9 protein-coding genes and 1 pseudogene are annotated in these 15,250 nt (G+C 73.9%); 6 read left to right on the forward strand and 4 right to left on the reverse strand.

Annotated features, from left to right (window positions below):
• Positions 1–35: 35 nt before the first annotated feature.
• Positions 36–281: pseudogene (locus ACQ452_RS25435) on the forward strand (hypothetical protein); the annotation flags it as partial.
• Positions 282–423: 142 nt separating this feature from the next.
• Positions 424–1,149 carry a methyltransferase domain-containing protein gene (locus ACQ452_RS25440; RefSeq protein WP_433387942.1) on the forward strand — a complete coding sequence of 242 codons (726 nt, stop codon included), beginning with the start codon at positions 424–426 and terminating at the stop codon, positions 1,147–1,149.
• A 30-nt stretch (positions 1,150–1,179) separates the two neighbouring features.
• On the opposite strand, the gene ACQ452_RS25445 is transcribed toward ACQ452_RS25440, so the two are convergent.
• Positions 1,180–2,718: an amino acid permease gene (locus ACQ452_RS25445; protein WP_433387943.1), complete on the reverse strand. Its 1,539-nt coding sequence runs from the start codon at positions 2,716–2,718 to the stop codon at positions 1,180–1,182.
• 311 nt (positions 2,719–3,029) lie between these two features.
• On the opposite strand from ACQ452_RS25445, the gene ACQ452_RS25450 reads away from it, so the two are divergent.
• A complete protein-coding gene (locus tag ACQ452_RS25450; RefSeq protein ID WP_433387944.1) occupies positions 3,030–4,691 on the forward strand; it encodes a glycoside hydrolase family 10 protein in 1,662 nt (553 codons plus the stop codon).
• Positions 4,692–4,896: 205 nt separating this feature from the next.
• Here the strand turns inward: ACQ452_RS25450 and ACQ452_RS25455 are convergent, their stop codons facing one another.
• Positions 4,897–7,698, reverse strand: a complete 2,802-nt coding sequence (locus tag ACQ452_RS25455) for an ATP-binding protein (protein WP_433387945.1) — start codon at positions 7,696–7,698, stop codon at positions 4,897–4,899.
• Positions 7,699–7,884: 186 nt separating this feature from the next.
• A complete protein-coding gene (locus ACQ452_RS25460) occupies positions 7,885–8,103 on the reverse strand; it encodes an FmdB family zinc ribbon protein (protein ID WP_433387946.1) in 219 nt (72 codons plus the stop codon).
• A gap of 56 nt (positions 8,104–8,159) precedes the next feature.
• Here ACQ452_RS25460 and ACQ452_RS25465 point away from each other — a divergent pair, with 56 nt between their 5' ends.
• The 3 genes from ACQ452_RS25465 (at position 8,160) to ACQ452_RS25475 (ending at position 14,009) form a co-directional block, all read left to right on the forward strand.
• Positions 8,160–9,545: a lytic murein transglycosylase gene (locus tag ACQ452_RS25465; protein WP_433387948.1), complete on the forward strand. Its 1,386-nt coding sequence runs from the start codon at positions 8,160–8,162 to the stop codon at positions 9,543–9,545.
• A 72-nt stretch (positions 9,546–9,617) separates the two neighbouring features.
• A complete protein-coding gene (locus ACQ452_RS25470) occupies positions 9,618–10,634 on the forward strand; it encodes a GNAT family N-acetyltransferase (RefSeq protein WP_433394409.1) in 1,017 nt (338 codons plus the stop codon).
• A gap of 96 nt (positions 10,635–10,730) precedes the next feature.
• Positions 10,731–14,009, forward strand: a complete 3,279-nt coding sequence (locus tag ACQ452_RS25475; protein ID WP_433387950.1) for a lamin tail domain-containing protein — start codon at positions 10,731–10,733, stop codon at positions 14,007–14,009.
• A 70-nt stretch (positions 14,010–14,079) separates the two neighbouring features.
• Here ACQ452_RS25475 and ACQ452_RS25480 read toward each other — a convergent pair whose 3' ends face one another.
• Positions 14,080–14,604, reverse strand: coding sequence for a helix-turn-helix domain-containing protein (locus tag ACQ452_RS25480; protein ID WP_433387951.1), 525 nt, complete (start codon positions 14,602–14,604; stop codon positions 14,080–14,082).
• Between the last annotated feature and the right edge of the window lie 646 nt (positions 14,605–15,250).

The raw sequence follows: 15,250 nt of genomic DNA on the forward strand, positions 1-15,250 counted from the left end.
GTGCCGACCCGCCCACGGCGGGTGAGAATGACCCCATGCTCAAGTGGGAGTACGCGCTGCTGGTCCGCCGCCGACAGGCCGCCACCACCGACGTCGGCTGGGAGATCGTCTTCGTCTGGTACGGCCCGGACGGCTCCATGGTCGACGTGACGCCCTACGGCGACACCGCCCTGGCGCACCTGAACCGGGCCGGCGACCAGGGTTGGGAACTGGTGGCGATGAGCGAGGATCCGTCCCTGCCCGGCAACAACGAACTGCACCGCTACCACCTCAAGCGGCCCAAACCGGCGGAGCCGACGCCCCGGCAGCGGATGCGCGGCGGCGGGCGCCCCCGGCGGACGATCACCGGCTGACCCGCGATCGCGGCCCCGGCGCGGGCATATCGGGCGGCGATCCGGGTAACGGCCGGCGGGAGGTGGCCGGATGGTCGCGTTGGCACAGAGCCCGCCCTCGGCCGAGCGGCTGCGGGCGATCGACGGATTCCTCGCCGAGGCGTGGGCCGACCAGGCCCGGCACGACGACCGGCTGCGCGACCTCGCGGTCGAGGTGCGCTTCGACCGGGGGGTGGCCCACCTGCGCGGTGAGGTCGCCGGGCCGGCCGAGCTGCGCCTGCTGCGGGACCGGGTGGGCCGGCTCGCGGGCGTGCACGGCGTCTGGTGCCGGATACGCGTCGCCGGACGCGACCCGGTGGTGGTCGACCTGGGCTGCGGTCCCACCAAGCAGTGGCCGGGCAACCTGGGGCTGGACATCTTCCCGGCCCCGGGGGTGGACGCGGTGGCGGACCTCTCCGGTGCGCTGCCGCTGGCCGACGACTCGGTGGACGTGTTCTTCGCGGTGCACATCCTGGAGCACCTGATCGATTTCCTGCCGCTGGTCGACGAGTGTCACCGGGTGCTCCGGCCGGGCGGTGTGCTGCACGTGATGAGCCCGTGGTGGCGGCACGTGAACGCCGTCGCCGACCCGACGCACGTGCGGCTGCTGGACGTGCAGACGGTCAAGGGGATCTGCCTCCAGCGCCCGCCGGGCACCCCGCGCTGGTATCCGCTGCACGTCGGCTGCGACGGCGCGTCGATCTTCGCCGACCTCACCCCGCTGCCCCCGGACGCGGACGCTCCCGCCCCCGCCCACCTGGCCAGGTTCTTCGACTGACAGCGCCGGTGGAGGTGTCGGCGGCGCGGGTCAGGCGGCGGCTGACTCCTTCGCCGGCGGATCGGCGGCCGGCGGGCCGGCGGGCCGCGGGCCGGTCGGCTGCGGACGGCCGGCCAGGCGGTTGCGGCGGTAGCCGTAGCCGAAGTAGATCAGGATGCCGAGCAGCATCCACGCGGCGAAGCGCAGCCAGGTCTCCACCGACAGGTTCAGCATCAGGTAGAGGCAGGCCAGCGCCGACACGATCGGCAGCACCGGGGAGAACGGCACCCGGAACGGCCGGTCGAGGTCCGGACGCTTGCGGCGCAGGATCGGCACCGCGACGGAGACCAGCACGAACGCGGCGAGCGCGCCGATGCTGACCAGGTCGGCCAGGGCCGACAGCGGCAGGAACCCGGCGAGCAGCGCGACAGCCACCGTCATGATGGCCGAGATCCGGTACGGGGTGCCCCACCGCGGGTGCACCTTCGCGATCGACGGCGGGATCAGCCCGTCCCGGCTGATGGCGAAGCCGATCCGGCCCATGGCCACCAGGTCGACGAGGATCACGCTGGTCAGGCCGGCGACGGCGGCGATGGAGACGAGCACCCCGGCCCAGTTGGCGCCGACGGCGTTGAAGGCCGCCGCGATCGGTGCGCCCCGGTCGATCTCGGTGTACGGCACCATGCCCACCACGACCAGCGAGACGCCGATGTAGAGCACGGTGGAGACCAGCAGCGTGCCGAGCAGCCCGAGGGTGAGGTCCCGGCGGGGTCGCTTCGTCTCCTCGCCGAGGTTCGCCACCGCCTCGAAGCCCGTGTACGCGAAGAAGACCACCGCGGCGGCGCTGAGCACGCCGGCGAAGCCGAACACGGACGGCTCCAGGCCGAAGAGCGCCTGGGTGACGGGCTGCTTGATACCGTCCTCGCCCCCACCGGCGGGCTCGGCGGCCGGGATGAACGGGGTGAGGTTGGCGGCCTTCACGAAGAACAGGCCGGCGATCACGATGAAGACGCAGATGGCGACCTTGACCAGCACGAGCAGGTTCGTCACCCGGGCGGACTCGCGGATGCCGACGATCGCCACGATGCCCAGCAGCAGCACGATGCCGATGGCGCCGAGGTTGACCACGCTGCCCTCCTCGCCGAACCAGGCGGTGGGCAGGCCGACGAGTTCGGCGAGGTAGCCGGACCAGCCGCGGGCCACCACCGCCGCGCCGAGCGCGAACTCCAGCAGCAGGTCCCAGCCGATGATCCAGGCGACGATCTCGCCCATGGTCGCGTACGCGTAGGTGTAGGCGCTGCCGGCGGTCGGCACGCTCGACGCCAGCTCCGCGTAGCAGAGGGCGGCGAGCAGGGCGACCAGTCCGGCGATGCCGAACGAGATCACCACGCCGGGTCCGGCGCTGTCGCGGGCCTCGATGCCGGTGAGCGTGAAGATGCCGGTGCCGATCACGATGCCGATGCCGAAGCCGGTGAGATCGCGGGCGCCGAGGCGGCGCTTCAGGCCGGGCCCGCCGTCGCTGCCGTCGGCCTCGCCCTGCGCGATCACGTCCGCGATCGGCTTGGTGCGCAGCACGGACACCGCGCTCACCCCTCCCAGCGTCCGGACCGCCCCGTGACGGCCGCTGACGGGCGTTGCTACCCAGGGCGGAACCCGCTCAATCCGCCGCGCCCCGCCGATCCCGGCCAGCGCGCAAAGTGTGCTTCCCGTCACTGGCGGTACGGTGAGTCCGGCCACAGCGGGCGATCGTGGGCGCCGAACGGATCGATCACGCCCAGGCCCTTGCGCGAAGCCTGTGCGGTGTGAAAATTTCCTACCAGCGGCAGATAGGCAGCGGCGAATCTTGCCGTCTGGGCCGCGATGGACCCCGTCACGGGAGCCCCAACGAAGGGACACACCGCATGAAGGCAACTCGGCTCGGAGCCGCCGGGCTGGCCGCCGCGCTGCTCGGCGCGCTCGTCGCCGCCACCCCCGCGAGCGCGGCGCCCGATTCGGCGACCACCACAACCGCCCCCAGCACCACCTGCGTCACCGACCCGGCCACGCCGAAGCGGCAGTTCCGGGCCATGTGGATCTCGTCGGTCGTCAACATCGACTGGCCGAGCAAGGCGTCCCACAGCTCGCCGGACCGGATCGCCACCCAGCAGGCCGAATACCGCCAACTGCTCGACCTCGCCGAGCGGCTCAACCACAACGCCGTGGTCGTCCAGGTCCGGCCGACCGCCGACGCGTTCTGGCCGTCGCCGTACGAGCCCTGGTCGGAATACCTGACCGGAGTCCGCGGGCAGGACCCGGGCTGGGACCCGCTGAAGTTCGTGGTCGAGGAGGCGCACAAGCGCAACCTGGAGTTCCACGCCTGGTTCAACCCGTACCGCATCTCGATGCCGGACGGCGCCGGCGCCGACCTCGACAAGCTCGCGCCGAACCACCCCGCCCGGGAGCACCCCGAGTGGACCTTCGCCTACCCGCCGGCCGGGGTCGCCGGCAGCCGGCTCTACTACAACCCCGGCATCCCCGCCGTCCGCGAGTTCGTGCAGACCGCGATGATGGACGCCGTCAAGCGGTACGACGTCGACGGCGTGCACTTCGACGACTACTTCTACCCCTACCCGAGCGGCACCCACCAGGTGCCCGACGACGCCACCTTCGCCGCACACAACCGCGGCATCACCGACAAGGCCGACTGGCGGCGGGACAACATCAACCTGCTGATCCAGGAGATGAACGCCAAGATCAAGGCCGAGAAGGCGTGGGTCAAGTTCGGCGTCAGCCCGTTCGGCATCTGGCGCAACCAGTCGGTCGACCCGCTGGGCTCCGACACCAGCGGCAGCCAGGCGTACGACACCGTCTCCGCCGACACCCGCAAGTGGGTCAAGGAGGAGTGGGTCGACTACATCGTGCCCCAGCTCTACTGGTACATCGGCCAGTACCCGGCCGCCGACTACGCCCGGCTGGTGCCGTGGTGGGCGGACGTGGTGAAGGGCACCCGCGTGCAGCTCTACATCGGCCAGGCCGACTACAAGAGCGGTGACCCGGCCTACGGGTCGTTCTGGCAGAAGCCGAGCGAACTGTCCGACCACCTGACGCTCAACCGGGCGTACCCCGAGGTCCAGGGCAACATCCACTTCTCGGCCGTCCAGGTGCGGGCCAACCGGCTCGGCGCGACCGACATCTACGCCGCCGAGCACTACTCCCGCCCGGCGCTGATCCCCACCATGTCGCACCTGCCGAAGAAGCCGCTGCTGCTGCCGGTGGTCACCACGGCCAAGCGGCAGGACGACGGGGTCCGCCTCAACTGGCTCCAGCCGGCCGACGGCCGGGGCCCGCTCGGCACCGCCACGTCGTACGCGATCTACCGCTTCGACGGCATCGGCCTGCCCGGCCGGTGCGACTTCGCCGACGCGGCGCACCTCGTCGACACGGTCCGCGCCGTACCCGGCACCCGGATCCAGTCCTGGGTGGACACCACCGCCGAGGCCGGCAAGCGGTACACCTACCACGTGACCGCGCTCGACCGACTGGCGAACGAGAGCCCGGCCAGCCCGCCGGCCTTCGTCCGCTGACGTCCGACCGATGCCGGGGTCCGCGTCGTCACCCGCCCGGGTGACGACGCGGACCCCGACCGGTACGGACACCCCGCCCGGCACGCGGTTCCGGCCGCAGCCGAGCCCCGGGGCCGGCACCCGGGCCCAGCGCGCCCCGGTCGAAGCGTCCGCCCCAGCCGGCACGGGACCCCGGCCGGCGCGGACGCCTCGGCCGGGGCCGGCGTCAGCCGCGGCCGGTGTGGTGCCGGCGGCGATCGGGGGTGACGGGCTGGCGGGTAGCCACCCGGGCCCCGAACCTCGCCGAGCCCGCCCCCAGGTCCGGGTGCTCGACGGCGAGCGCCATCCCCGCCGCCTCCTCCAGCCCCAGCTCGGCCCCCTCGCCGTACGCGCCGTCGAAGGCCGCGTCACCCAGCTCCCGGCGCAGCTCCTCCTGCCGCTGCGCCCAGTAGCCGCCGTAGACGCCCGGGGCGCGGCGCAGGCTCGCCCGGATCGCCCCCGCCGCACCGAACAGGCGGGCCGCCGTCGCGCCGTCACCGCCCGCCGCGCAGCGCACCGCCATCGCGTTGAGCGTGTCGCAGGCCCGGCCGTGGAAGCCGTGACTCATCCGCGACCGCAGCGCCACCTGGAGGTGCTCGTGCGCGGCGACCAGGTCGCCGCGGGCCAGGGCGACCATCCCGAGCAGCATGTCGGCCGAGCGTCGCCCCCGCTCCACCGGGCGGGCCGCCTCCACCGGGCGGGCCGCGCCCAGCAGCTCGGCCGCCTCGTCCAGGGCACCGCGCCGCCAGAGCAACTCGGCCAGGCTGAACACCCCGAGCAGCGCGTCGCCCAGCACCTCCTGGCCGGACGCCCACTCGATCACCTCGCGGCAGACCCGCTCCGCCTCCGCGAACTGCCCCATGTCGACAAGCAGGGCCGCCCGGCCGGCCAGCACCCGGGCGAGCAGGCCGCTGTCGCCCGCCTGCCGGGCCGCCGCCTCCGCCCGCTGGGAATAGCGCAGCTCCTCGGCGAACTCGCCGTCCGCGCCGGCGTGCAACGAGTGCATGTGGTAAGCCGCCGCCAGCTCCGCGTCCGGTATCCGCTCCCCTGTCTCGGCGATCCGCCCGTACAGCCGGAACAGCCAGAGCCGCCCCTCGCGGGCCAGGCCCCGCTCCCGCCACCACTGGTCCAGGCCCCCGGCCAACCGCAGCCCCGCCCGGGCACTGCCGCCGGTGGCGCACCAGCGCAGCGCGGCACGCAGCTCACCCGCGAGCGGGTCGAGGGCGTAGAGCGAGAGGGTCACCGGCCGCCCGTCGGGGCCGAGGTGGGCCCGCTCCAGAGCGTGCGCCGACCACGCCACGTGCCGGTTGCGGGCCGACTGCTGCTCCCCCGCCTCCAGCAGCCGCCGCGCCGCGTACGCCCGGATCGGGTCGAGCATCCGGTAGGTGCTGCCCGAGGCGTGCGGCTCCGCCAACACCATCGACTTGTCGACAAGCACCGAGAGCGCGTCGAGCGGGTCATCGTCGAGCAGCCACTCCACCATCGCCAGGTCCACCGGGCCGGCGAACACCGCCAGCCAGCGCAGCAGCCGGGCGGCGGGCGGCCCCAGCGTGCGGTACGACCAGGTGACCGTGGCCTGCATGGTCAGGTGCCGCTCCGCGGCGGAGCGCTGCGCCCCCCGCAGGCTCGGGTCGGCCGACGCCGCCCCCGCGACCGGGCCCTGCCGGTCGCCCGGCTCCCTCGGGGGCGGCTCCGGGTCGTCCCGGCCCGCGTCGAGGGTGCCCAGCACATCGTCGAGGCGTTCGGCGAGCTGCCCGACGGAGAGCACCCGCAGCCGGGCGGCGGCCAGCTCGATGGCGAGCGGCAGCCCGTCCAGGCGCCGTACCACCCGGCGCAGGTCGGCCGACTCGGTCGGGTCCGGCGGCCGGCCGCCCCGGGCCGCCGCCGTCCGGTCCAGCAGCAACGCGACCGCGTCGCTCTCCGTCCCGTCCGCCGGCGGGTCGACCGACAGCGGCGGGATTCGCCAGACCACCTCGCCCGGCAGGCCGAGCGACTCCCGGCTGGTGGCGAGCACCCGGACGCCCACCCCGCCGGCGAGCAGCCGGGAGATCACGTCGGCCGAGGCCGCCGGCTGGGCGTCGCAGGTGTCGAGCAGGACGAGCATCCGGCGCGCGGCGGCGTACTCCACAAGCGTGTCCACCATGGGGCGACCCGGCTCGGGACGCAGACCGAGCACGTCGGCGACCGCGAACGCGACCAGGCCCGGATCGGTGACCGACGCGACATCGACGAACCAGACGCCGTCCGGGTGCGACTCCACCAGGTCGGCGCCCAGCTCCACGGCCAGCCGGGTCTTGCCCGCCCCGCCCGCGCCGAGAACGGTGACCAGCCGGTGCGCCTGCACCAACCGCTTCAGCTCGGCGCGTTCGGTGTGCCGGCCGACGAACGAGGTGACCGGGGTGGGCAGATTGTGCGCGGACGCGTCGGCGGTGCGGGGCCGCGGGAACTGTCGTTCCAGGCCCGGCGCGACCAGCTGGAAGAGCCGCTCCCGGTCGTCGAAGCCGCGCAGCCGGTGCAGGCCGACGTCGACCAGGGACGCGTCGGGCGGCAGCGGCTGCGCGTGCCGTGCCGTCGATGCCGAGCAGAGCACCTGACCGCCGTGTGCGGCGGCGGCGATCCGGGCCGCCCGGTGCACCTCCATGCTTGCGTACTCGCCGTCGCGCGGCTCCGCCCAGCCGGTGTGCAGCCCCATCCGGACCCGGGGCGCCGCCTCCGCCGTGGGCCACTCGTGGCTGGCCAGCGCCCGTTGCGCGGTCAGGCAGGCGGTCAGCGCGGCGGTCGCGTCGCCGAAGGCGAGGAAGAAGGAGTCCCCCTCGGTCAGCAGCTCCGCGCCCTCGGTCGCGGCGATCGTCCGGCGCAGCAGGCGACGGTGCTCCCACAGCACCGGTCGGTAGCCCGGGCCGAGCAGCCGGGCCAGGCGGGTGGAGCCCTCGATGTCGGTGAAGACGAAGGTCACCAACCCGCTCGGGAGATGGATCCGTGGCGACATGGTGGAACCTCCGCCCGTGACGTCGGACTCATGCTGCCTGATACCGGGCCATCACGCATCGTGAGAACGGTCGGCCGGTGCCGGACCCTGGGACCGCCCGACCTCGGCGACCCGCGCGGTGCACGCCCGACGAGGGGCCGGTCGGCCGCGGGGCGGACGGTGCGGCACCGGGAACGAACGGGCCGGTCAGCAGCCGCAGCCACCACCGCAACAACCGCCGCCCGACGGGACCGGCGAGCCGCCGGCCGCACCGCCGCCACGGCCGGTGACCGCGACCGTCGAGAGGAGCTTGACCGTGTCGGCGTGCCCCTGCGGGCAGGACGCCGGCTCAGCGGCGCGCGCCATCGGACGGTTGACCTCGAAGGTGTCACCGCAGGCGCGGCAACGGAACTCGTACCGGGGCATGACATCAGCCTACGACCGGTCCTGACGTACAGGGGAACATGGGTGATACTCAACTTGTGGCCGACGGCGAAGACAGGACGACCAATCAGCCCCTGCGGCCGGCGGTCCCGATCGACGGGCAGCCCGCCGGTTCCACCGCCACGCCCGAGGTCCCGACACGGCTCCCGCGTCCCCGCCGCCCCTGGCTGAGGTTCGGCGGCGGCGCCGAACCCACCACGAAGACGAGGCCGGGCGACCAGCCCGCCACGGACGCGAACCCCGGCGACGAGCCGGCGGCCGGCGACAAGCCCGCCACGGACACCAAGCCCGACGACCAGAGCGCCACGGACGCCAAGCCCGACGGCAAGCCCGCCACGGACACCAAGCCCGACGACCAGAGCGCCACGGACACCAAGCCCGACGACGGCGCGGCGGCCGGGGCGAAGGCGGGGGACGCCGCCGGCGAGGACGACCCCGCGCGGACGAAGGTGGACCTGCCCGCGACGGGACCGGCCACGGGGGCCCGGCGGCGCCGGGTGCAGTTCGCGCACGCCGTACGCCGGCCGCCGCACCGCGTCGCGATGGCCGCGGCCCGCGCCACCCGGGACTGGTCGCGGCGGCCCAGCGGCCGGCTCACCCTGCCCGGGGCGTTCCTGTTCGCCCTGGTCGCGGCGACGGCGGCGGCGGGCGCGCTGCTGGTGCCCGCGACGGCCCGCGAGCCCCGTCCGGTCGCTGCCGATCCCACCCCCACCGCGCCGAGCAGCACCGACCCCGGCGCGCTGCCCGGGCAGACACCGCTGCCCGGCCAGACGGTGCCGCCGCTCGGCTCGGTGCCGACCGGCCCCCCCGTCGGCGGGATCACCGGTCCACCCGTCGGCGGGATCACCGGCCGGCCCTCGGACGCGCTCGCCGGCTGGGCCGCCCAGGTCGGGCCGAAGGTCGGCATCGCGCCCGTGGCCATGCAGGCCTACGGCTACGCCGAACTGGTGCTCGCCCAGACCAACCGCGCCTGCGGGCTGAGCTGGACCACCCTGGCGGCCATCGGGTTCGTCGAGTCGGGGCACGGCCAGGCCAACAACGCCAAGCTGGGCCTGGACGGCAAGGCGCTGCCCGAGATCATCGGTCTGCCGCTGGACGGGCAGGGCGGCCGGATGCGCATCGCCGACACGGACCGTGGCGTGCTCGACCGGGACACCGTCCTCGACCGGGCGGTGGGGCCGATGCAGTTCATCCCGACCACCTGGCAGGAGATCGGGGCCGACGCCGACAACGACGGCGTCAAGGACCCGCACGACCTGGACGACGCCGCCCTCGCCGCCGGCAACTACCTGTGCAAGGCCAGCCGTAACCTGACCATCCCGGCCGACTGGTGGAACGCGATCCTGTCGTACAACGACGTCCGTCGGTACGCTCAGGACGTCCACGACACCGCCAACCGGTACGGGCAGGCCAGCCGCACGTGAAGTGATCGTCCGCATACATTGGAGCACTGGACACTTCCCCCCGACAGCCGTTAGCGGCAAGCTAGACGGGTGATGGTGCGCGAGTGGGACCCCAGGACCGCGTCGTCCGCCGAGATCGCGTCGTTGCTGGAGACGCTCAACGCGGTGCTGGCAACCGATCTGCCGCGAGATCCGCCGTGGCGGGACAGTTCCGTGCGGGAATATCTGGCCGAGGTGATGCCCGGCGAGCGGCGGATCTCCTGGGTCGCCCAGGCGGCGCCGGCGGCCGGTGGCGGCACCGGGGCGATCCTGGGCCACGTGCACGTGCTGCTGCTCGGTGACATCGGCGTGCTGGAAGTGCTCGTGCACCCCTCGGTGCGGCGCTCGGGCCTCGGCCGGAATCTCGTCCTGACCGCCGCCCGGCGGGTCTACCAGGAGGGTTTCCAGTCGATCGGGGTGGAGGTCGTCGGCGACACGCCGGCCGTCGCCTTCTACGAGTCGCTCGGCTTCTCCAAGGAATACGTCGAGACCCGCAGCGTGCTCGACCTGGCCGGGGTGCACTGGGCCGAGCTGGCCGGGATGGCGACCGGCATCGGCGCGGGCTACCACCTCCAGTTCCACCCCGGTGGCCCCCCGGACGAGCTGATCGAGGCGTACGCCCGGGCCAAGGCGGAGGTGCGCGACGTGGAGGACGGCGAGTTGCGCCCCAGCTCCTACGACCCGCAGCGGCTGCGCGACAGCCTGGACTGCCTGCACCGGCGGGGCATGCGCCCCTACATCGTGCTCGCCCTGCACGAGCAGACCGGGGAGGTGGCCGGGCTGACCGAGGTCGTCGTGCCGGTGCAGCACCCCACCCGCGCCGACCAGTACGACACGATCGTGGCGCAGGACCACCGGGGCTACGGCATCGACCGGGCGATCAAGGCCCGGATGCTGATGGAGCTGCGCTCGGCCGAGGCGGAGCTGATCGAGGTGCAGACCTGGAACGCGCAGTCCAACGAGGCCATGCTCAAGGTCAATGCCGAGTTGGGGTACCGCCCGGACCGCGAGTGGCGCGAATACAGCATCGACGTGGGCGAGCTGGTGCACCGGCTCGACGCCGGACGTTGACCGGAGAGTTCACTAAAGTGTCCGGTGAGGGATGGACGGCGGTCAGGGCCGACCCTTAACGTGCGGTAGTTCCCGTCCACCCATCGTGGAGGCCCCATGCGCCCGCGCCGCACTCTCGCCGCGCTCGCGACCGTCACCGCCGCCGTGACCGTCGCGGCCGTCGGCGTCGCACCCACCGCGGCCAGCGCCGCGCCCGCCGACCTCTTCATCTCCGAGTACGTCGAAGGCTCGTCGAACAACAAGGCGATCGAGCTGTTCAACGGCACCGGCGCCGCCGTCGACCTGGCCGCCGGCGGCTACCAGCTCCAGTTGCACTTCAACGGCTCCACCACGCCGACGAACCTGGCCCTCAGCGGCACCGTCGCGGCCGGCGACGCCTTCGTCCTCGCCGCCGCCTCGGCCGCGCCGGGCATCCTGGACCGGGCCGACCAGACCACCACCGCCAGCCTGTTCAACGGCGACGACGCGATCGTGCTGCGCCGGGGCGGCGCCGTGCTCGACTCGATCGGCCAGGTCGGTGTCGACCCGGGCACCGAGTGGGGCACGGGCGTCACCAGCACCGCCGACAACACGCTGCGCCGGTCGGCCGCCGTGACCGCCGGCGACACCGACCCCTCCGACGCGTACGACCCGACCGCCCAGTGGGCCGGCTTCCCCGTCGACACGTTCGACGGCCTCGGCACGCACACCGTCGACGGTGGTGGCCCCGTCGACGCCCCCGCCACGCTCACCTGCGGCCCGGCGCTGGTCACCTCTGCCGGCACGGCGGCCACCCGGGAGGTCACCGCCGGCGACGCCGACGACCGGATCGTCGACCTGGCGGTCACCTCGGTCAGCCCCGCCCCGGTCACCGGTTCGATCGGCCGCTCGGCGTTCACCCCCGCCGACGCCGTCGGCGGCACCGCCCGGGCCACGGTCGGCACGAGCGCCGACCTCGCCGCCGGGGCGTACAGCGTGGTGTTGACCTCCACCGACGCGGGCGGCGCGACCGCGACCTGCACCCTGGCCGTGCAGGTCACCCGGGAGCTGACCGTCGGCGAGGTGCAGGGCCCGACCACCGACGCCGAGTCCGGCCCCGCCGACCGGTCGCCGCTCGCACCGGCCTCCGGCAACGCGGCCAGCACCCTGGCGTACGACGTCCGCGGCGTCATCACCCAGCTCACCCTGGCCCGCGACTCGGCGGGCCGGGACCAGCACGGCTTCTTCCTGCAGAGCCGGGCGGACGCCACCGACGGCGACCCGACCAGCTCGGACGGCATCTTCGTCTTCATGGGTTCGTTCACCTCGCTGATCGGCGGCTACGTGCCGACGGTCGGCGACGAGGTGGTGCTGCGCGCGCGGGTCTCCGAGTACTTCAACTTCACCCAGCTCTCCGGGGCGTCGCTGGTCCGCCGCATCGCCGCGGGGGTGGACGTGAACGCCGAGGTCGCGGTGACCGACGCGGTGCCGCCGGTCGAGGTGGCGGCGGCGCAGCGCTTCTTCGAGCGGCACGAGGGCGCCCGGCTGCGGGTGCGTGCCGGCAGCGGCGCGGTGAGCGGGCGCAACGTCTTCGCCGCCACCGCCGACGCGGAGATCTTCGTGATCGACCGGGACGACCCGCTGCTCGACCGCGCCGACGTCTACGCCCGCCGGGTGTTCCGGGACGCGCACCCGCTGGACAACGACCCGGGCCGCCGCTTCGACGACGGCAACGGGCAGCGGATCCTGCTCGGCAGCATGGGCGTCAAGGGCGCCACGGGCGACAGCGCCGCGCTGCTCCCGCCGGCGCGCACCTTCGACACGCTCAGCGGCGACGCGGTCGGCGGGCTCTACTACTCGTTCGAGAAGTACGGGGTACAGGTCGAGGCGGCGACGTTCGGGGGCGGGGCCGACCCGTCGACGAACCACCCGCCGAAGCCGGCCGACCGGTCGAAGGAACTCGCGGTGGCGACCTACAACGTCGAGAACCTGTACGACTTCCGCGACGACCCCTTCGACGGTTGCGACTTCGCCGGCAACGCCGGCTGCACCGGGGTGCGCCCGCCGTTCGACTACGTCCCGGGCAGCGAGCAGGAGTACCGCGAGCAGCTCGCCGCACTGGCCGACCAGATCACCACCGACCTGCACTCGCCGGACCTGATCCTGGTGCAGGAGGCCGAGGACCAGGACATCTGCTCGGTCTCCGGCGGGGCGCTGGTCTGCGGCAGCACGGACGACGCGGACGGCGCGCCGGACAGCCTCCAGGATCTGACGCTGGCCATCGCCGCCGCCGGTGGTCCGGCCTACCAGGCCGCGTACGACCGGACCGGGGCCGACGCCCGGGGCATCACGGCGGCGTTCCTGTTCCGCACCGACCGGGTGTCGCTGGCGGCGCCCACCGCCGACGACCCGCTGCTGGGCTCGGCACCCACGGTGCGCTACCGGGGCACGGGCCTGCCGGGCAACGCGGACGTGCAGAACCCGAAGGCGCTCAATGCGGTGCTCCCCGCCGACGTGGACACCTCCACCGGCAGGGACGGCGACAACGTCTTCACCCGCGCGCCGCAGCTCGGCAGGTTCACCGTCGCGGCGGCGCCCGGCTCCACCGAGCGCTACACGCTGTGGGCCGCGAGCAACCACTACTCGTCGGGGCCGGACAGCCGCGTCGGGCAGCGCCGGGAGCAGGCCGCGTACGGTGCCGCGATCGTCACCGCGATCGAGGCCTCGGACCCGCACGCGCGGGTGGTGTACGGCGGGGACCTCAACGTCTTCCCCCGCCCCGACGACCCCATCGCCACGGCGGCGGACCCCACCGGGTCGGACCAGCTCGGACCGCTGTACGGGGCCGGGATGCGCAACCTGTGGGACGACCTGCTCGCCGAAGCGCCGTCGTCCGCCTACTCGTACAGCTTCGAGGGGCAGGCGCAGACACTGGATCACCTGTTCGTCAACGGCGCGCTGCACCGGGACCTGGTGCAGATGCGGGCCGCGCACATCAACGCCGACTGGCCGGCCGACCACGCCGCCGACGGCAGCCGGGGCTCCAGCGACCACGACCCGCAGGTGGCCCGCTTCCGCTCCCGGGCGTCGTTGAGCGTCAGCGACGCGTCGGTGGTCGAGGGCGACCGGGACACCCGGCCGCTGACCTTCACTGTCACCGTCTCGCGGCCACTGTCCCAGCCGGTGCTGCTCTGCGCCGCCACCCACGGCGGCACGGCCCAGGCCGGGTCCGATTACGACCCGTACGTCGGTTGCCGGGTCCTGGCTGCCGGGCAGACCTCGATGGCGTTCCCGGTGGCCGTGCGCGGTGACCGGAAGCGGGAGGCGAACGAGAAGGTGAACCTGCTGGTGGCGGGCGCGCCGGGCCTGCGGTTGGCCGACCCCCTCGGCGCCGGCACCATCACCGACGACGACTGACCGACATCCCACCGGAGCGCGTCCCGACGGCCCGTCGCCCAGGAGTTCCCCTGGCCGGCGGGCCGTCCGCTCACCACGGGCCGAGCTGCCCCGACGGCGGGCCGTCCGCACGGGGAAAACGCGGGGAGGAGGCCCGCGGCGGTGGAGGCACGCTGCGATACTTGGCCACCCGCACCTCCCACTGACTGCGCCGCCGCAGCGCGTCGCGGACCCGGCGGTCGCGGTAGAACGTCTCCGGCGGGCGGGCCAACCCGTAGATGTCCGCCCACCACTCGCCCGGCTCGGGGTCGAGAATGGTGTCCAGGTGCGACGGGTAGCGACGCCCCGCGCCGTCGCGGGTGTCCTGCCAGTCCCGCATCGGCTTCAGTACCCGCCCGAACTCGTCGACGACGGCCAGCCGGAACCCCGCGACCCCGATGATGCGGCGTAGGAGCAGGATGCTCGGCACCAGCCGGTCCGCCTCGATCCGTCCGACCGTCGAATGGCTGACCCCGGACCACCGGGCCAGTTCCCGCTGGCTCAGGCTGGCGTACCGTCGCACGGCCCGGACGATGCCCGCAGCCGGCCACGGAGTGTCGAACGGCTCGGTCAACATCACGGGCTGCTCCCGCACCCCCGTTGGCCGGCCGGAGCCTGGCGGCTCAGCCGAGCCCGCCGAACCGTCCGAGCCCGCCGAATCCTCCGAGCCCGCCGAATCGTCCGAAGCCGCCAGCCCGCCTGAGCACGGCAGGCCGCCTGAACCCGGCAGGTGGCTTGAACCCCACATCGGGGCGGAGCCAGGCAGGTGGTCTGGAGCCGGCAGGTGATCTGGATCCAGGCAGTCGCTAGTCGGTTCGGCGGGAACGTCGGCCATCCCGCCACCCTCCCGGGCGCCGCTGCCCTTACGCAACCCCACCCGCCTCGCCTGTGGACAATGCTGGCCCTCCTGTGGATAACCCCCACGGATCCGCCCGCCGCGCCGGCGGCGCGCTCGTGGCCCGGGCTGGCGGCACGACCCGTCCCGCCGCCTGGCGGGTCCCGGCCCCGCTGTCTGACGGGCACCGGCCTCCGCTGCCAGGCGCACCCCATCCCACAGCCGGTAACCCTCAGCAACGATACGCAGGCCATCACCAGTCGCTACGGACAGTAACGAATCTTTGACCTCGCGGCGGCCCGTCCCGGCACCAGGAACGCCCACAACGCCACCACCAGGACATCTAGCGAGCGCCCTCGCCAGCGGCAGCTGAACTTCGCCGGCCCTT

Origin of the sequence: Micromonospora sp. KLBMP9576 (assembly GCF_050941805.1) — a bacterium.
Taxonomy (GTDB): domain Bacteria; phylum Actinomycetota; class Actinomycetes; order Mycobacteriales; family Micromonosporaceae; genus Micromonospora.

What these genes read in the sequence shown, in the direction of transcription:
- ACQ452_RS25470 (WP_433394409.1), top strand. Translation starts at nt 9,618, where the DNA reads ATGGTGCGCGAGTGGGACCCCAGGACCGCGTCGTCCGCCGAGATCGCG.
- ACQ452_RS25450 (WP_433387944.1), top strand. Translation starts at nt 3,030, where the DNA reads ATGAAGGCAACTCGGCTCGGAGCCGCCGGGCTGGCCGCCGCGCTGCTC.
- ACQ452_RS25460 (WP_433387946.1), bottom strand. Translation starts at nt 8,103, where the DNA reads ATGCCCCGGTACGAGTTCCGTTGCCGCGCCTGCGGTGACACCTTCGAG.
- ACQ452_RS25455 (WP_433387945.1), bottom strand. Translation starts at nt 7,698, where the DNA reads ATGTCGCCACGGATCCATCTCCCGAGCGGGTTGGTGACCTTCGTCTTC.
- ACQ452_RS25475 (WP_433387950.1), top strand. Translation starts at nt 10,731, where the DNA reads ATGCGCCCGCGCCGCACTCTCGCCGCGCTCGCGACCGTCACCGCCGCC.
- ACQ452_RS25440 (WP_433387942.1), top strand. Translation starts at nt 424, where the DNA reads ATGGTCGCGTTGGCACAGAGCCCGCCCTCGGCCGAGCGGCTGCGGGCG.
- ACQ452_RS25480 (WP_433387951.1), bottom strand. Translation starts at nt 14,604, where the DNA reads ATGTTGACCGAGCCGTTCGACACTCCGTGGCCGGCTGCGGGCATCGTC.